This window comes from Streptomyces sp. TBY4 (assembly GCF_024213195.1).
Taxonomy (GTDB): domain Bacteria; phylum Actinomycetota; class Actinomycetes; order Streptomycetales; family Streptomycetaceae; genus Streptomyces.
This window is the reverse complement of the sequence record NZ_JANAVF010000001.1, coordinates 97,909-114,474: the sequence shown is the minus strand read 5'-3', so window position 1 is coordinate 114,474 and position 16,566 is coordinate 97,909. Positions and strand designations below refer to the sequence as shown.

General features: G+C 74.1%; 13 protein-coding genes and 1 pseudogene. 5 read left to right on the top strand and 9 right to left on the bottom strand.

All coding sequences use genetic code 11. The annotated features are described in order from the left end of the window. Positions 1–45 precede the first annotated feature (45 nt). The 4 genes from NLX94_RS00490 to NLX94_RS00475 all read right to left on the bottom strand — a co-directional run bounded on the left by NLX94_RS00490 (position 46) and on the right by NLX94_RS00475 (position 5,674). Positions 46–2,439, bottom strand: coding sequence for a polysaccharide lyase 8 family protein (locus tag NLX94_RS00490; RefSeq protein WP_254380492.1), 2,394 nt, complete (start codon positions 2,437–2,439; stop codon positions 46–48). 108 nt (positions 2,440–2,547) lie between these two features. Then, positions 2,548–3,399 carry a sugar phosphate isomerase/epimerase gene (locus NLX94_RS00485; protein WP_254380491.1) on the bottom strand — a complete coding sequence of 284 codons (852 nt, stop codon included), beginning with the start codon at positions 3,397–3,399 and terminating at the stop codon, positions 2,548–2,550. Further along, a complete protein-coding gene (locus NLX94_RS00480; protein WP_254380490.1) occupies positions 3,396–4,553 on the bottom strand; it encodes a dihydrodipicolinate synthase family protein in 1,158 nt (385 codons plus the stop codon). The genes NLX94_RS00485 and NLX94_RS00480 overlap by 4 nt, the downstream gene beginning before the upstream one ends. Beyond that, positions 4,550–5,674: a Gfo/Idh/MocA family protein gene (locus NLX94_RS00475; protein WP_302168663.1), complete on the bottom strand. Its 1,125-nt coding sequence runs from the start codon at positions 5,672–5,674 to the stop codon at positions 4,550–4,552. Before NLX94_RS00475 ends, NLX94_RS00480 begins: the two co-directional genes overlap by 4 nt. A gap of 218 nt (positions 5,675–5,892) precedes the next feature. Here NLX94_RS00475 and NLX94_RS00470 point away from each other — a divergent pair, with 218 nt between their 5' ends. Together NLX94_RS00470 and NLX94_RS00465 are read left to right on the top strand one after the other, a co-directional pair. Beyond that, complete coding sequence (locus NLX94_RS00470) at positions 5,893–6,990, top strand: LacI family DNA-binding transcriptional regulator (protein WP_254380487.1); 1,098 nt, start codon at positions 5,893–5,895, stop codon at positions 6,988–6,990. Next, positions 6,987–7,787 carry a sugar phosphate isomerase/epimerase family protein gene (locus NLX94_RS00465; RefSeq protein WP_254380486.1) on the top strand — a complete coding sequence of 267 codons (801 nt, stop codon included), beginning with the start codon at positions 6,987–6,989 and terminating at the stop codon, positions 7,785–7,787. The genes NLX94_RS00470 and NLX94_RS00465 overlap by 4 nt, the downstream gene beginning before the upstream one ends. On the opposite strand, the gene NLX94_RS00460 is transcribed toward NLX94_RS00465, so the two are convergent. Both NLX94_RS00460 and NLX94_RS00455 read right to left on the bottom strand, forming a co-directional pair. Beyond that, positions 7,775–8,767, bottom strand: a complete 993-nt coding sequence (locus NLX94_RS00460) for a hydroxyacid dehydrogenase (RefSeq protein WP_254380484.1) — start codon at positions 8,765–8,767, stop codon at positions 7,775–7,777. The two genes, NLX94_RS00465 and NLX94_RS00460, sit on opposite strands and share 13 nt — an antisense overlap. A gap of 296 nt (positions 8,768–9,063) precedes the next feature. Beyond that, on the bottom strand, positions 9,064–10,242 hold the full coding sequence (locus tag NLX94_RS00455; RefSeq protein WP_254380482.1) for a substrate-binding domain-containing protein: 1,179 nt from the start codon (positions 10,240–10,242) through the stop codon (positions 9,064–9,066). Here NLX94_RS00455 and NLX94_RS39555 point away from each other — a divergent pair. From NLX94_RS39555 to NLX94_RS00440, 3 genes and pseudogenes are all read left to right on the top strand, one after another. Then, positions 10,176–10,448: pseudogene (locus NLX94_RS39555) on the top strand (beta-galactosidase); the annotation flags it as partial. The gene NLX94_RS00455 and the pseudogene NLX94_RS39555 overlap by 67 nt on opposite strands. Continuing rightward, the gene (gene merB / locus NLX94_RS00445) at positions 10,342–10,791 is read left to right on the top strand and encodes an organomercurial lyase (RefSeq protein ID WP_374683893.1); all 450 of its coding nucleotides are present in this window, start codon (positions 10,342–10,344) and stop codon (positions 10,789–10,791) included. The pseudogene NLX94_RS39555 and the gene merB, both read left to right, overlap by 107 nt. 91 nt (positions 10,792–10,882) lie before the next feature. Next, positions 10,883–11,833, top strand: a complete 951-nt coding sequence (locus tag NLX94_RS00440) for an aldo/keto reductase (protein WP_254380480.1) — start codon at positions 10,883–10,885, stop codon at positions 11,831–11,833. A gap of 14 nt (positions 11,834–11,847) precedes the next feature. Here NLX94_RS00440 and NLX94_RS00435 read toward each other — a convergent pair whose 3' ends face one another. The 3 genes from NLX94_RS00435 to NLX94_RS00425 form a co-directional block, all read right to left on the bottom strand. Then, entirely contained in the window at positions 11,848–12,693 is an 846-nt protein-coding gene (locus tag NLX94_RS00435) for a carbonic anhydrase (RefSeq protein WP_254380479.1), read from the bottom strand. Positions 12,694–12,858: 165 nt separating this feature from the next. After that, complete coding sequence (locus NLX94_RS00430; protein WP_254380478.1) at positions 12,859–13,791, bottom strand: ABC transporter permease; 933 nt, start codon at positions 13,789–13,791, stop codon at positions 12,859–12,861. Continuing rightward, complete coding sequence (locus NLX94_RS00425) at positions 13,788–16,505, bottom strand: alpha/beta fold hydrolase (RefSeq protein ID WP_254380477.1); 2,718 nt, start codon at positions 16,503–16,505, stop codon at positions 13,788–13,790. Before NLX94_RS00425 ends, NLX94_RS00430 begins: the two co-directional genes overlap by 4 nt. Positions 16,506–16,566 lie beyond the last annotated feature (61 nt).

Sequence of the window (16,566 nt, the reverse complement as noted above, 5' to 3'; positions counted from 1 at the left end):
CACGCTGTGGGCTCCGCTTTTACCGCCCCGCGGGATCTCCGGAGATCACCCCAGCCTCACCCTCACCACCTGGCTCGCCCCCTCCAGGGCCGTGAGGCTGCCGAAGCCGAGCTGGAGCCCGGCCCCGGTGCTCACCGAGACCACGCTCGCGGGCTGCGACAGCACCTGGCTGACGGGCCGGTTCCAGGTGAGGGTCAGTCCCGTCAGGGTGCGGGTCGGGTCCGAGACGCAGACCACGGCCGTGCCGTCGCCGGGCTCCCGCACCGTGACCGAGCACGGCGCGCTCGACTGCAGGGCGCCGACCGTGGCGGGCTGCCAGAAGTTCACCCCGGTGAAGCCGAGCGAGCCCACCGCCACTCCCTGTGCGGTCGTGTTGTTGGCGAGCACCGTCAGCCACCCGGTGGTTGCGGACCGGGCCGAGGTCTGGGCGGCCGAGGCGCCCGGCATCAGCTGGTAGACGTAGCTCCCGGCGGACGGGTTCGTCCCGTGGTCGTACCAGAGGGTCAGATAGCGCCGGGTGAGGGCCGTGGTGGAAGAGCCCCGGTTGATGTCGCTCCACCGGCCCGTGCGGGCCTCCCGCAGCGCCCGGAAGGTGCCCGAACCCGACATCACATAGCCGCCGAAGCCCGCCAGGTGCGCCCAGCCGGGGCCGGGGAAGGAGGCGGTCCAGCCCAGGGTGGCCGGCTGGACCGTGCCGCCCACGGTCAGGGCGTGGGTACCGGTCGCGCCCAGGTTCCGGTTGTCGATGACGGTGTCGACCGCGGCGCCGTCGGTGGAGCTGATCCCGGCGCCCAGGCAGACCACCGTGTCGTGGAGGAAGAACCATGACTTGCGGGCCGAGAGGGTGCTGCCCAGGCCCTTCAGGTGCTGGCCCACCGAGGCGAACTCCCCGTCAGTGGTGCCGCCCACCCAGGTGGCGTCCGGCCGGGAGGCGCCCCAGTCGCCCCCGGCTCCGTCGGCCAGCGCCTTGCGGGAGGCGGTGGTCCCGGGCAGCCGATAGGGATCGACCGTGGGCCAGAAGGCGTCCGCGTACTGGCCGTTGCCGTAGGTGGAGCCCCACCAGGACAGCATGCCGCTGCCCGTGTGCCAGCCGCGCAGGTTCTCGCCGTTGCCCGTCTCGTAGTGCGTGATCCGCTTCGAGGCCATGGACAGCGAGGCCGCCCACGCCGGTCTGCGGTGCGTGGCCCGGTCCATGGAGGGGAACAGCCGGTGCCCCACCGGCTCGGGCGCGGCCGTGACCGAGGTGTCCGCCGCGACCTCGGCGAGGCGGGCCAGGGCCGAAAGCGTCTGGGTGGCGTCCGCCGGCGGGGGGCTGTAGTAGTCCCGTGCCGCCCAGCCCTTCACCAGGGCCCGCCAGTGCGCCCGTTCTGCGGTGCTCGCGCCCTCGGCGAGGAGCAGGATCGCGGCGAGGACCGAATGCCCCCGGGTGTGGTCGTCCAGCTGCGCCTGCAGGGGATCGGCCAGCTGGACCCCCCGGCTGGGGGCCCGCCCCGATACGGCGTCCATCATCAGCCCGTTGTAGAGGAACGGCGCCCACGCGTGCTCCACCGCGTCGAAGACGATCTGCGCACCGGGGTCGGTGACCTCCCACACCGTCCCCTTCAACAGGCCGAACAGCATGCCCAGTCCGCCGAGCATCACAGAACCGTAGGAGCCGGTGTACGCCACCCAGGTGTGCTGGATGAAGGAGCCGTCCCGGTAGAGCCCGTCGCCGGAGGTGACGTACGGGAACACCGGCGTGAGCGCGTCCCGGGCCAGGGCGATCTTCGCGTCGTCCCCGCCGACCACACCGCGCAGCGCGAGGACCCGGCACAGGTCCACCCGGTTCGCACCGGTGCTCGTCCCGGTGTACGCGCCGACGGAGGAGTCCGGCACGAAGTGGTCCACGGCGGCGCAGTAGCCGGCGAGCTGGGCCGCGGACAGCTGGCCGTACATGAGGACGACGGTGTCGAGCAGCGCCTGCGGGGCGCCGATCTGCCAGCACCACCAGTTTCCGTACCGCGCCTGGCCCGCGTTGTAGACCTGGGCGTGGAGGTGGTCCAGCCCGGTCAGCACGGCGGTGCGCAGCCCGGCGTCGCCGGTGAGCCCGGTGCCCGGCCTGACGTAGGCCTCCGCCATGCTCCGCAGCCGGTAGTAGCTCTGCGCCATGAACTCGGGGTTGGTGGTGAAGACATGGTCGGGCCAGAGCGAACCGGTCGCCGGGGCCATCGAGGACCGCCACTCGCCGGCCTGCGTACCGAGCGCGGCCAGCCGGGTGCGGAACGGCTCCGCGGTGGGGGAGGACACGGTCCCGAGGACCAGGCCCTGCCACACCGCGCGCATGGCGGCGTGGACGGAGGTCACCGTCCCCGCGGCGGCGGGGAAGGCGGGCGTACCGAGCAGCACCACGCTGCCGCCCACCGCCGTGAGGAAGGCACGACGGCTCCACACATCTGTCATCACAGTCTCCTTTGACTGGAACGCTGATCGGCCCGAAATGCTGATCGGCCCGAAATGCTGTGGCCCCCCGGTGTTCTCGGCTCGTGCACCCCCCTCAGCCCGTGCGACTCATGCGACGTGCTCGCGGTAGCGGTCGATCACCTCCCGCAGCACCTCTTCGCCGTCGCGGGCCCACAGCCCGGGATGGAAGATCTCCACTTCGACCGGCCCCAGGTACCCGGCGGAGTCGGTCAGTTCCCGGAATGCCCTCAGGTCGATCGAGCCGTCGCCCAGCTGTCCCCGCCCCAGCAGCACGCCCTCCGGGAGCGGGGTCACCCAGTCGGCGACCTGGACGGACACGATCCGCCCGGCCTCCCCGGCCCGCCGGACCTCGGAGGGCAGCCGCTCGTCCCACCACAGGTGGTAGGAGTCGACGACCACCCCCACCCGCGACGCCGGGAACTCCTCGGCGATGTCCAGGGCCTGACCGAGGGTGGAGACCACGCAGCGGTCCGCCGCGTACATCGGGTGCAGCGGCTCGATCCCCAGCCGCACCCCGTGACCTGCGGCGTACGGGACCAGTTCGCCCAGGATGTCGGTGATCCGCCGCCTGGCTCCCGCCAGGTCGCGGTCGCCGTCCGGCAGGCCGCCCGAGACCAGGACCAGGGTGTCGGCGCCCAGTTCGGCGGCCTCCTCCACGGCGCGGCGGTTGTCCTCGAGGGCCGCCGCACGCCCCGTCGGATCGGCGGCGGTGAAGAAGCCGCCCCGGCACAGCGAGCTGACCCGGAGCCCCGCCCCCGCGACCAGCTTCGCGGTCTCCCGCACCCCGAACCGCTGGACGGGATCGCGCCACAGCCCGACCGCGCCGACCCCGGCCGCGGTGCACCCGGCCACCAGCTCCGGAAGCGACCACTGGCGGATCGTCTCCTGGTTCAGGCTGAACCGGGCCGGCGCCGGCGGATGGCTCGTCGCCGGGCTCATGACGCCACCCCGTGCAGCGCGAGCAACTGCCGCATCCGGTCCTCGGCGAGCTCCGGGTCCGGGAACAGGCCGAGTCCGTCGGCCAGTTCGTAGGCGGTGGCCAGGTGGGGGAGCGAGCGGGCCGAGTGCAGCCCGCCCACCATCGCGAAGTGGTCCTGGTGGCCCGCGAGCCAGGCCAGGAGCACGACGCCCGTCTTGTAGTACCGGGTGGGCGGAGCGAACAGGTGCCGGGACAGTGCCACCGTCGGATCCAGCAGTTCCCGGAACCCGGCCTCGTCGCCCTGGTCGAGAGCGAGCGCCGCCCGCGCCGCGATCGGGGCGATCGGGTCGAAGATCCCCAGAAGGGCGTCGCTGGCCAGCTCGCCGTCCCCGGCGATCAGTTCCGGGTAGTGGTAGTCGTCGCCCGTGTAGCAGCGCACGCCCTCCGGCAGCCGCCGCCGGATGTCCACCTCGCGCTCCGCATCGAGCAGCGAGACCTTGATGCCGTCGACCTTCTCCGGAGACTCCGAAATGATCTTCAGGAAGACATCCGTGGCCCCGTCCAGGTCCGTGTGCCCCCAGTACCCCTCCAGCGCCGGGTCGAACATCGGCCCCAGCCAGTGCAGGACCACCGGCCGCGCACTCTGCCGCAGCAGCCTTCCGTACACCTCCAGGTAGTCCTCCGGGCCGTTCGCCGCCGCGGCCAGGGCGCGGGAGGCCATCAGTACGGCCGTCGCCCCGCACTCCTCCACGTGCGCCAGCTGCTCCTCGTACGCCGCGGTGACGGCGGCCAGGGAATGCGGGGTGTCCGCAGCGAGCTGGTCGGTGCCCGCGCCGCAGACGATCCGGCCGCCCACCGACCGGGCCTCGGCGGCCGAACGGCGGATCAGCTCTGCCGCCGCCGGCCAGTCCAGGCCCATCCCGCGCTGCGCGGTGTCCATGGCCTCCGCGACCCCGAGTCCCTGCGCCCACAGCGTGTGCCGGAAGGCCAGCGTGGTCTCCCAGTCGATCACCGGGCCGGACTCGGCCGAAGCCGCGAGGGGATCGGCCACCACGTGCGCCGCCGAGTAGAAGGTACGGCTGCGGGCCGGGCCGCCGGTGAACGGCGCCAGCGGAGTCGTGCCCGGCGTGTGGAGGCGCAGGCCGCCGTCCGCCGAGGGGAGCCGGATGCTCACAGCGTCACCTCCGGGACCACGAGCCGCCGGCCCTCCGCCGAGGAGCGCAGCCCGAGGTCGGCGAGCTGCACCCCGCGGGCCCCGGCCAGCAGGTCCCACTGCCAGGGCTCGTCCCGTACGACATGGCGCAGGAAGAGCTCCCACTGGGTCTTGAAGCCGTTGTCGGCGGGGTCGTTGTCCGGGACCTCCTGCCACTGGTCGCGGAAGGCCTCGGTCTGGGGCAGGTCCGGATTCCACACCGGCTTCGGGGTCGTCGCGCGGTGCTGGACCCGGCAGCCGCGCAGCCCGGCGACGGCCGATCCGTGCGTGCCGTCCACCTGGAACTCCACGAGCTCGTCACGGTGGACCCGGACCGCCCAGGAGGAGTTGATCTGCGCGACGGCGCCCCCCTCCAGTTCGAAGATCCCGTACGCCGCGTCGTCCGCGGTGGCCTCGTACGGCTTGCCCTCCTCGTCCCAGCGGCGGCCGATGTGGGTGCGGGTCAGCGCCTGCACCGTGCGGACCCGGCCGAACAGTTCGTGCAGCAGGTACTCCCAGTGCGGGAACATGTCGGCGACGATGCCGCCGCCGTCCTGGGAGCGGTAGTTCCACGACGGGCGCTGGGCGGACTGCCAGTCGCCCTCGAAGACCCAGTAGCCGAACTCCCCGCGCACGGACAGGATCTCGCCGAAGAAGCCGCCGTCGATGAGCCGCTTGAGCTTCAGCAGGCCCGGCAGGAACAGCTTGTCCTGCACCACCCCGTGCTTGACGCCGGCCGCGTCGGCCAGGCGCGCGATCTCCAGCGAGGACTCGAAGGTGAGGGCGGTGGGCTTCTCGCAGTACACGTGCTTGCCGGCCGCGACGGCCTGCCGCACGGCCGCCTCGCGGGCGCTGGTGACCTGGGCGTCGAAGTAGATCTCGACCTCGGGATCGGCCAGCACCGCGGCCAGGTCCGTGCTCACGTGCTCGAGGCCGTGCCGCTCCGCGATGGCCCGCAGGGCCTCCTCGCGGCGGCCGACCAGCACCGGCTCCGGCCACAGCACCGTGCCGTCGCCGAGGTCGAGCCCGCCCTGCTCGCGCAGTGCGAGCAGGGAGCGGACCAGGTGCTGGCGGTATCCCATCCGGCCGGTGACGCCGTTCATGGCGATCTTGATCGTCCTGCGTCGCACGATGTCCCCTCCTTCGTCTTGGAATCTTGGAAACGAGATAGAAAGCGCTTTCTCTTCGATCAGGCTAGGTCCGTCCACCATCGCGGTGCAAGACTCTTACGGGTGATAGAAAGCGCTTTCCTCATCGGCGACTATGGAGATCCGCACACCGGGTGAGACGATGGCCCGGGACGGATCGGAAGGAGGGGAAGATGGCGGTCACACTCGCCGAAGTGGCGGCGCACGCGGGCGTATCGCCGGCCACGGTCTCGCGCGTACTGAACGGCGGGTACCCGGTGGCGGGCAACACCAGGACCCGCGTGGAGCAGGCCGTCGAGGACCTCGGCTACATCGCCAACGGCCCCGCGCGGGCCCTCGCCGCCGCGACCTCGGACCTGGTCGGCGTGCTCGTCCACGACGTCGCAGACAGCTTCTTCGGGATCCTCGCCGGATCCCTGCAGAGCGCCCTGGCCCCCGGCGGACAGGGCGGCGCGCGCCGGCTCGCCGTCGTCTGCAACACCGAGGGCGCCCCGGCCGCCGAGCTCGACTACCTCGCCCTCCTGGAGGGCCAGCGGGCCGGCGGGGTCGTCCTGACCGGCGGCGCCGTGGAGGAACCGGAGCACACCCGGGCCCTCGCCGCCCGCCTCGCCCGCATCGCGGCCACCGGCGCCCCGGTGGTGCTGTGCGGCCGCCCCCCGCTGCCCCTGCCCGCCGGACTCCCCGTCGCCACCGTCATGTTCGACGACCGGGGCGGCGCCTTCCGGCTCACCGAGCACCTGCTGACGCTCGGCCACCGGCACATCGCCTACGTGGCCGGCCCGCCCGGGCTGAGCACCACCCGCGAGCGCCTCGCCGGACACCAGGACGCCCTGCGCGACCAGGACCCCGCACTGCCCGCGCACTGCGCCGGCCTCACCGTGCACGCGGGGTTCGAGCGCTCCGCCGGATACGACGCCACCCGTGAACTGCTTCGCCGCGGAGTGCCCTTCACCGCCGTGGCCGCCGCCAACGACACCGTCGCCACCGGGGTCGCCGCGGCCCTGCGCGAGGCCGGCCTGCGGATACCCGAGGACGTATCCGTCGCCGGCTTCGACGACCTGCCCGTCTGCGTCGACACGGCCCCGTCCCTCACCACCGTCCGGCTGCCGCTGCGCGAGGCGGGGGTGCTGGCGGCCCAGCTCGTCACCGGCCGCAGAGCACTGCCCCCGGGCGGCATCACCACGCTGCCGGCCGAGCTGACGGTGCGCGCCTCCACGGGGCCGCCGCCCGCCGCCACGCCGTCGGTCGCCACCGAAGGGGGCCGTGCGTGAGGTACGCCTTCTCCACCCTCGGCCTGCCCGGCACCCCGTTGGAGCGCAGCGCGGAGCTCGCCGCCGCGCACGGCTATCAAGGCCTCGAACTGCGGGCCCACCCCGAAGAGCCCCTGCATCCCGCCAGTTCCGCCGGCGACCGCGCGGCCGGCCTGCGCACCCTGACCGCCGCGGGCGTCACCGTCCTCGGAGTCGCGGGCTACGCCCGGGTGGCGGCGCCCGGTCCCGACGAACCGGTCCTCGCCGAGATCCAGGCCCTGGTGCGGCTCGCCGCCGACCTCGAAGCCCCCCATGTACGGGTCTTCCCCGGCGGCGGTGACCAGTCCCCGGCCGAAGCCGACGACCACGCGGTCCGCCGGCTCCGGGCCGCCGCACCCTTCGCCGAGCGGCACGGGGTGCGGATCCTGCTGGAGACCCACGACTCGCACCGCGCCGCGTCGGCCACGGCCCGGGTCCTCGACCGGGTCGCGCATCCGGGCGCGGTCGCGCTGTGGGACGTACTGCACACCTGGCTCGGGGGCGAGTCGCCGGCCGAGTCGCGCCGGGCGCTCGCCGGGCACCTGGGGTACCTCCAGGTCAAGGACGTGGCATCCGCGCGGGAGCTGACCCCGCTCGGGCTAGGCGGGGGAGTGCTGCCGCTCGCCGAGGCGGTGGCCCTCGCACCGCCGGGGGGCTGGCTCTGCTGGGAGTACGAGAAGCGCTGGTACCCCGGCGCCGGCGCACTGCCCGAGCGCCTCGGGCCGGGCCGGGAGTACTTGGAGGGGCTGGTCCGCGCGGCGGGCCGTCAGGCCGAGTAGCCGAGCCGGGCCCGGTCGACGGCATGGCGGAAGCCGAGCCCCCGGGCGTACCGCTCGACCTCCTCGACGGCGGACGCCGCCAGCCGGTCCAGTTCCCCGCCCAGGGAGCCGGCCACGTGCGGGGTGAGCAGCACGTTGGGCAGGTCGTACAGCGGGGAGCCGGCGGGCAGCACCTCCGGCTCGGTGTGGTCGAGCACGGCGTGCAGCCGCCCCGAGACCAGCTCCCCGGTCAGCGCCTCGGTGTCGACGAGCGAGCCCCGCGCGGTGTTCACGAGGGTGGCTCCGTCCTGCATCAGGGCCAGCCGGGACGCGTCCAGCAGGCGGCGGGTCCCCGGCAGTTCGGGGGCGTGCAGGCTCACCACGTCGCTGCGGGAGAGCAGTTCGTCCAGGGCGACGGCCTCGGCGCCGAGGGCGGCGAGCCCGGCCGGATCGGCGTACGGATCGTGCACGAGCACCCGCAGGTCGAAGGGGCGCAGCAGCTCCAGGACGCGGCGCCCGATGAGGGAGGCGCCGACCAGGCCGACGGTACGGCGGTAGTTGCCGACGGCGGGGTAGTGCCGCAGCGGGTCGACGTGGCCGCGGGCCGCCCGGTAGGCGTGCGCGGAGTCCAGCACCCGCTTGTTGGCGAACAGGATGGCGGCGAGCGTGTACTCCGCGACCGGCAGGGCGTTCACGGCGGCCTGGCTCGAGACGAGCAGCCCCCGCTCCCAGCAGGCCGGGGTGACATGGTGTTTGACGCTTCCGGCGGCGTGCACGACCGCCCGGAGCTCCGGCATCAGCTCCAGCGCCCGCGCGTCCAGGGGCGGGCAGCCCCACCCGGTGAACAGCACCTCGGCCACGGCCAGCCGCTCCCGCAGGAGCTCCTCCGAGCGGGCCGGGCCGAAGTCGGTGACGAGCAGTCCGGGGTCCACGTCGGCGACCCGGAGCAGCTCGGGAAGGATCCGCTCGCCGAGGACGGCGGCGCGGGTTCCGGCGCTCATGGCGAGCACGGTGACCGGACGGCGGGGGGAAGGGGCGGAGGCGGGGTGGGTCACTGGACGGCTCCTGCGGTGGGATCAGAAGTCCCGATGGTCACAAACCCCGGCCGGGGCGCCGGGACCGACACGGGGGACACCCGGGGCCGCCCCTCCCCAAAGAGGCGGCCCCGGAGCCGTTCGCGATCCTCATCCTTTTGCGCGGACGATCATGTCGTCAAGGGCACATACGGGATTCGATCAAAACGCACACACGCCACGCACACGCGCACGCGCAGTATGCATGTCGCAGGGGCTACGGGCTACGGGCGGACGGTCAGCCGGGGAAGCAGGTCCAGGTGCTGCCGCGGCCCCTCGCGCCCCGCCCCGCGGTCCTCCAGCCGGTCCAGCAGCATGCCGGCCGCCCGGGCACCCACCTCGCGCTTGGCGGGAGCCACCGCCGACAGCGGTACGTCGGCCAGCCCGGCCACCTCGTCGTCGTACGTGATCACCGCCAGGTCCTCCGGCACCCGCACCCCGCGCGCCTGGAGCCGCGGGATCAGCATGATCGCGTCCGTGTCGCTGTGGATCAGGGCCGCGGTCACGCCCCCCTCGGTCACCGCGTCGCACAGGTAGTCCAGGGTCCGCGCGAAGGCCTCCGCCTCGGCGAGCGAGGCCGCTCCGCCCGCCGTGCCTGCTCCGCCCGCGGTGCCCGCCCCGGCCGCCGAACTCGCACTGTCCGCGGTGCCCGCCCCGGCCGCGGGCCAGGCCGGAGCCGGCTCCAGCCCGAGGGCGGCCACGGCCGCCGCGAAGCCGGTCCGCAGCCGCCCCGACGTCGGGGTCTCCCGGCTGGCCAGCGCGATCCGCTCGTGCCCCAGTTCCGCCAGGTGCCGTACGGCCTGCGCCGCGCCCTCCGCGTGGTCGGAGGCCACCCGGTCCAGGGAGGCCGCGGGATGCCCCGGCGGGGCCCACCGCTCCACCAGGACGGTCGGCACCGGCAGTCCGGCCGTCCACGCCCCTTCGCCGGGTCCCGGCGCTCCGGCCTCCCAGTTCGGGGTCAGAAGCAGTCCGTCGGCCCCCGTGGAGAGCAACCGGTCCGCCTGCGTGCGGTCCTCGCCCGCCAGGTACCGGGTCAGGCCCACGGTGAGCCGCGCACCCCGTGCCTCGACCACCTCGCGGGCCCCCCGCACGACGTCCGCGTAGTAGTACTCGGTGGTCGGCACGACCATCCCGACCACCAGGCCGCCGCCCCGGCCCGCGCCGGCGCCCCTGCCCGAGTCCGCGCCCCTGCCCGCCTCCGTGCCCGCGGGGCCGGACTCCAGCCGGCTGATCACCCCGTGCATCCGCCGGATCTCGCCCCGCGCCGCCATCGCCTCGACGTCCCGCCGCAGGGTCACGGGGGAGATGCCCAGCTCCCGGGCCAGGTCCGCGACACGTGCGCTGCCCCGCGCCCGGACGAGGGCGAGCACCCGGGCCTGGCGCTGGTCGACATGTGGTCTCAAGGATCCCCCTGCGGTCTGCCTGGTGCGTGGCGCCTGCGTGCCGCTCGATTCCACCACAGAATGCCAAAACGATCGAAGTGACCGACTCGATCGAATCCGATCACAGCTTCCGGCGCGCAGGCCGCCCCGACCGCATCGTCTCGGGGGCACTGCACTACTTCCGGGTCCACCCCGACCTGTGGGAGGACCGCCTCACCCGGCTGCGCTCCATGGGCGCGGGTCACCGGCTGGTGCGTCATGGACGTCCTCATGTTTCCCGCGGTCTTCAAGGAGGAGGCCAGTCGGGTTACCGGCCGCTGCGCCACGACCGGTGCCCCGATCTCCCTCACCGTCACCCCCGGCGGAGTCCGCGGTCTCACCCCCGCGACCGCCGCGCTCACCCTGGCGCCGGCCACCGGCGCCGACATCCGTGAAGTCTTTTGCGATCGTGTGAACTTCTACGCCACCCCCGAACTGGCCGCGGCGGCCGCGGCGGCCGACCCCGACCTCGCGGTCTGCTCGGTGGAGGAGGGCTGGGCCATCGGAAAGCGGCTCGCCGACCTCTTCTGAGAGGGCCCGGGGGCGATCCGCGCCGCCGTCCCGCCGATCTACACTGCCGTCCTGCCGATCATGTGCCGGACGAGTGCGGAGGAACGAAAGAATGCGCCATCTCCCCCTGGGCAGCTCAGGTCTTCAGGTCTCGGCGATCGGGCTCGGCTGCAACAACTTCGGCGGCCGCCTCGACGCCCGCGCCACCCGCACCGTCGTCGACGCCGCCCTCGATGCGGGCATCACCCTCCTCGACACCGCCGACATCTACGGAGGCACCGGCGGCTCCGAAACCCACCTCGGCGAGGCCCTCAAGGGCCGCCGGGACCAGGTGGTCCTCGCCACCAAGTTCGGCTACGACGGCGTGGACATGGGCTACGGGCCCGCCGCCGGCTCCCGCGCCGGCCGCGCCTACATCCGGCGCGCCGTCGAAGCCTCCCTGACCCGCCTGCAGACCGACCACATCGACCTCTACCAACTCCACAGCCCCGACCCGGCCGTTCCCGTGGCGGAGACCCTCGCCGCGCTCACCGAACTCGTCGCCGAAGGCAAGATCCGCTACATCGGCCACTCCAACTTCAGCGGCTGGCAGCTCGCCGAAGCCGCCCACGTGGCCCGCGAGACCGGCGCGGCACCCTTCGTATCGGCCCAGAACGAATGGTCGCTGCTCCAGCGGTCGGCGGAGCGCGAGCTCGTCCCGGCCGCCCTCCACTACGGGGTCGGCGTGCTGCCGTACTTCCCGCTGGCCAACGGACTGCTGACCGGAAAGATCCGCCGGGGCGCCCCCGTCCCCGCGGGCTCCCGCCTCGAAGGCCGCGACGGCTACCTCACCGACGAACGCCTCGACATCGTGGAGGCGCTGGCCGCGCTCGCCGACAAGCACGGGCGCACCGTCCTCGAACTCGCCGTCGGCTGGCTCTCCGCCCAGCCCGGCTGCGCCTCCGTCATCGCGGGCGCCACCTCCGCCGAGCAGGTACGGGCCAACGCGGCCGTCGCCGACCGGCCGCTCGACGCCGAACTCCTGGCGGAGGTCGACGCCGTCGCGGGAGCCGCCGCCGGCTGACCGGAGCCCCGCCCTCAGGAGGCCCGGGGCGACGGGCTGACGGAAGCGGACACCGACGGGGACACCGACGGCGACGGGGACACCGACGGCGACGGGGACACCGACGGGGACGCCGACGGGGACGCCGTGCCCGTCGGTGCTCCGGTCAGCACCTCCACCTCGCCGGTGTCCAGCGAGTAGTAGGCGCCGGTCACGGCCAGCGAACCCTTCCGCACCAGGGGCGCCAGATCCGCGTTGCCCCGCAGCGCGTCGGCCGTCACCTTGATCTGATTGCGGATCATCGTGTCGACCGGGTCGGAGCCCGGGTCCTTGACCGTCAGCTCGTACGCCGGCACCAGCGCCTTGGCGATCGCCTGCAGGTTTCCGGGCAGCGGGACCCCGTCCCGCAGCGCCTTGTACGAGGCGTCGATGGCCCCGCAGCGCTGGTGCCCGAGCACCAGGATCAGCGGGGTGCCCGCCGTCATCGGCCCGAACTCCACCGACCCGATCACCACCGGGCCGACCGCCTGCCCGCCCGTGCGCAGCACGAACAGGTCGCCGAGCCCGGTGTCGAAGAGCAGTTCCGGCGGCACCCGGGAGTCGATGCACGCCAGGACCACGCCGAAGGGATCCTGCGCCTGCGCCACCAGCCCGCGACGGTCCGGATCCCGGTCGGGGTGGTTGAGACTGCCGCTCACCCAGCGCCGGTTGCCCTCCAGCAGGCGGCTGTACGCACCCTCAGGGGTGCTCGGCCGGGGCTCCGGCGCAGCCGTCGCGGGCTTCGGCGTGCTCTTCGCCGAGCATCCCGTGAGCAGGGCCGCGGCGGCCGTGAGGCCCCCCGTCAGCACGAACCTGCGCGGTGGAAGTCCTGCTGTGTCCATCGGCCGTACCCCTCGGTGCCGTTCGGACGCTTCCGTACGTCCGGACCGAGGGCGATTCTTGGGCGGCGCGGACCGCCGGGGCGGCAGGCACACGCGGGTGCGCCCGGGTTGCCCCCCGACGGCCGAACGGGGCCGTGCATCGGTGCACGGCCCCGCGGGCGGGCCCTACGACACGATGTCCTTGCGGGCGAACCCGCGGAACGCGAGCGCGAACAGCACCACCGCGTACGAGACCGACACCACCGTGCCCTTGATCATGCCGCCCCATTCGAGCTGCGGCTGCAGGGCGTCGGCCCAGGCGAACTGCCAGTGCGCCGGCAGGAACTCCCGCCAGGACCCCAGCGCCGTCACCGCGTCCAGCACGTTGCCGACGATCGTCAGCCCGACCGCCCCGCCCACCGCGCCCAGCGGCGCGTCCGTCCGCGTCGAGAGCCAGAACGCCAGCCCGGCCGTGACCAGCTGCGACACGAACACGAAGGCCACGGCGATGGCGAGCCGCCCGATCGTGTCCCCGGCCGGCAGCGAGCCGCCCGCGGGGAGCTCCAGCGGGCCCCACCCGTAGGCCGCCGTACCGGCCGCGAGCGCCACCACCGGCAGCAGCACCATCGCCGCCAGGCTGAACCCGAGCGCCACCACCAGCTTGCTCCACAGCAGCCGGGCCCGGGGCACGGGCGAGGCCAGCAGGTAGCGCAGCGAGGACCAGCTGGCCTCCGAGGCCACCGTGTCCCCGCAGAACAGCGCCACCGGCACCACCAGCAGGAACCCGGCCGACACGAACAGGCAGGTGGCCGCGAAGTTCGCGCCCGAGGCCGTCGCCGTGTCGATGAGGGTGATCCGGCCCTCGTCGCCGCCGCGGCTGCCCGGACCGCCGCCGACGGCGAAGGCGATCATCAGGATGAAGGGCAGCGCGGCGAGGATCCCGCCCATCACCAGGGTCCGCCGCCGGCGCCACTGCCGCAGCGCCTCCACGCGCAGCGGCAGCGTACGGTTCGCCCGGTAGCCGTGGGCGACCTCGCGGCCGGGGCCGGTGCCGGCCGGCGTCACGTCGCCACCGCCGGCGGCGGACGAGTCCGCGTTCACATCCGTCGCGGTCTTCATGCCGCGCCTCCGATCAGGGTGAGGAACGCGTCCTCCAGCCGGTGGTGCGGTCCCACTCCCGACACCGGCACCTCCAGCCGTACGAGTTCGGCGATCAGCTCGGCGGCGCTCGCGCCGTCCAGCCGTACGAGCAGTCCGTCCTCGGCGCGCGCCACGGACTCCACTCCCTCCAGTGCGGCGATCTTCCCGACGACCGCCTCGTCCACCGGCTCGGCCAGGGACACCAGCAGGACGTCCCCGCCGCCGGTGATCTCGGCGACCTCGCCCGCCTGCACCAGCCGGCCGCGGTCCATGACCACCAGGTGCGTGCAGGACTGCTCGACCTCCGACAGCAGGTGGCTGGAGACGATGACCGTCCGCCCGCCGGCCGCGTACCGGATCATCACGTCGCGCATCTCGCGGATCTGCGGCGGGTCCAGCCCGTTGGTCGGCTCGTCGAGGATCAGCAGGTCCGGCATGCCGAGCATCGCCTGCGCGATCGCGAGGCGCTGGCGCATGCCCTGCGAGTACGTGCGCACCGCCCGCTCCAGCGCGTCGCCGAGCCCGGCGATCTCCAAGGCCTCCTCCATGTGGGAGTCGGCGGTGGGGCGGCCCGTGGCCTGCCAGTACAGCTCCAGGTTGGCGCGCCCCGTCAGGTGCGGCAGGAAGCCGGCCCCCTCCACGAAGGCCCCGACCCGCGAGAGCACCGGCGCGCCGGCCCGTACCGGATGCCCGAAGACCCGGATCTCCCCGGCGTCCGGAGTGATCAGGCCCATCAGCATCCGCAGGGTCGTGGTCTTGCCCGCGCCGTTGGGTCCGAGCAGGCCGAGCACCTGGCCCTTCTCCACCCGGAAGGAGAGGTCCCGTACGGCGTAGCGGTCCTGCGCCTTGGCATACCGCTTGGTCAGTCCGGTGATCTCCAGTGGTACGTCGGCCAGCGCGGGGTCGGGCTGCGGTGCGCCCGCCCGGATCCCGCCCGGCCCTCGACCTGTCCTCCGGATCCCCACCAGCCCCGCGGCGAGCAGCACGGCGCCGAGCGGCATCCACCAGGTCCAGGCGGGCAGCCCGGAGGCCGCCGTGCGCACGCCGTCCGCGACGGGCACCGCCAGGGGGCCCTGCACCGAGACGGTGTAGGTCGCGGGCGCGGCCGGGGAGGCGTAGCCGAGGTCGGTGGCGGCGACCACCAGCCGCAGCCGGTGCCCGGCCTCGACCGCGTGGTCGATGGCGGGCAGCCGCAGCTCGACGGTCTTGTCCTGCTGCGCGTCCTCCACCCGCACCGGGGCCACCAGCTGACTCGGCAGCACCTGCTGACGGCCGTCGGGGCTGACGTCGTACACCTTGCCGAACAGCACGGCCGAACCGTCCGCAGCTGTAGACCTCACCTTTAGGGTGACGGTCGGGGTCCCGGTGATCCGCGTCTCCGCGGTCAGCGGCTCCGACTCGAACCGGGCGTTCTGCCCGGGGAAGTCCAGCGAGAGGCCGCCGCCGAAGGCGGCGAGCTGCCCGCCGATGCCGGGCAGCGCGGACAGCGCGGGCGGCGCTCCGCCCGCCGGATTGGCGAAGGTCTGCTCCCGGCCGGTCAGGGCGAACTCGCGCGGTCCGGACAGCAGCCCGGGGTAGGTGGAGCCGCTCGCTCCGCGCAGGGTGACCTGGCCGTCGGTGGAGTCGATGCCGCCGGAGCGCGAGACGCGGAAGGCGGAGCCGGTGTCCACGGACGTGTCGTCCTTGAGGTAGCGGTCGAACCAGGTCTTCACCCGGTCCTCGACGCGGTCCGCCTCGCGCATGCCCCCGTCGTGACCGCCGGCCGCCCAGTCCACGGAGACGGGCGCGCCGTTGGCGGCGATCGTCCGGGCCATCGCGTCGGCCTGGTCCAGAGGGAAGAGGGAGTCGTCCTGGCCCTGCGTGATCAGGGTCGGCACCTTGATGGCGCCGCCGACCGCCGACGGGCTGCGCTGCTCGAGCAGCGCGCGGGCCTCGGGGTCCGGCTTGCCGGCCACCGCGACGCGTTCGTACATGGCGCACAGCTCGGGCTGGAAGCGTCCGCAGCCGGGCGCGGCCGGGGCCGCCTGCGGGGCGGCGCCCGGGCCGGGGGCGGCCGGCTGCAGACCGCCCGCGGAACCGGTGGTGAAGAAGAGGCCGGCCCACAGCTTCTTGAAGACGCCGTTCGGGAAGAGGGAGTCCGCGAGGTTCCAGTACGTGATCGAGGGGGCGATGGCGTCCACGCGCGGGTCGCTGCCCGCCGCGAGCAGCGAGATCGCCCCGCCGTAGGAGCCGCCGGCGATGCCCACGCGCGGGTCTCCCGCGGCGTCGAGCCGCACCCCGGGGCGGGCGGCGATCCAGTCGATCAGCCGGGAGACGTCCTTGACCTCGTAGGCGGGGTCGTTCAGCCCGATCTTGCCGCCGGAGCGGCCGAATCCGCGGGCCGACCAGGTCAGGACGGCGTAGCCGTCGCGGGCGAGGCGTTCGGCCTGCGGCCGCACGTCATCCTTGCTGCCGCCGAAACCGTGGCCGAGGAGGACGGCGGGGCGGTTGCCCCCGCCGGGCTCCCCGGCCGTGAAGTAGGAGATGTCGATCCCGGCGCCGGGCATGTCGAGGACGTGGTCCTCGCGGCGCACGGACGGGGCGTCGTCGGCCGCGGCGGCGGCCGTGAGGGTGCCCGCCCCCGCGACGACGGCGAGCGCGGCCGCGCCCGCGAGGAGGCGGCTTCGGCGGCGCCGTGGCAGTCGGAGCTTCATATGGGAACCCTAAGCGCAGGGGCGGCGGGGGCCGCGATCCCGCAGGGTGAACCGGCGACGT

Coding starts and splice junctions, on each gene's coding strand:
- NLX94_RS00490 (WP_254380492.1), bottom strand. CDS start 2,439: ATGACAGATGTGTGGAGCCGTCGTGCCTTCCTCACGGCGGTGGGCGGC.
- NLX94_RS00485 (WP_254380491.1), bottom strand. CDS start 3,399: ATGAGCCCGGCGACGAGCCATCCGCCGGCGCCGGCCCGGTTCAGCCTG.
- NLX94_RS00475 (WP_302168663.1), bottom strand. CDS start 5,674: ATGAACGGCGTCACCGGCCGGATGGGATACCGCCAGCACCTGGTCCGC.
- NLX94_RS00470 (WP_254380487.1), top strand. CDS start 5,893: ATGGCGGTCACACTCGCCGAAGTGGCGGCGCACGCGGGCGTATCGCCG.
- NLX94_RS00460 (WP_254380484.1), bottom strand. CDS start 8,767: ATGAGCGCCGGAACCCGCGCCGCCGTCCTCGGCGAGCGGATCCTTCCC.
- NLX94_RS00440 (WP_254380480.1), top strand. CDS start 10,883: ATGCGCCATCTCCCCCTGGGCAGCTCAGGTCTTCAGGTCTCGGCGATC.
- NLX94_RS00435 (WP_254380479.1), bottom strand. CDS start 12,693: ATGGACACAGCAGGACTTCCACCGCGCAGGTTCGTGCTGACGGGGGGC.
- NLX94_RS00430 (WP_254380478.1), bottom strand. CDS start 13,791: ATGAAGACCGCGACGGATGTGAACGCGGACTCGTCCGCCGCCGGCGGT.
- NLX94_RS00425 (WP_254380477.1), bottom strand. CDS start 16,505: ATGAAGCTCCGACTGCCACGGCGCCGCCGAAGCCGCCTCCTCGCGGGC.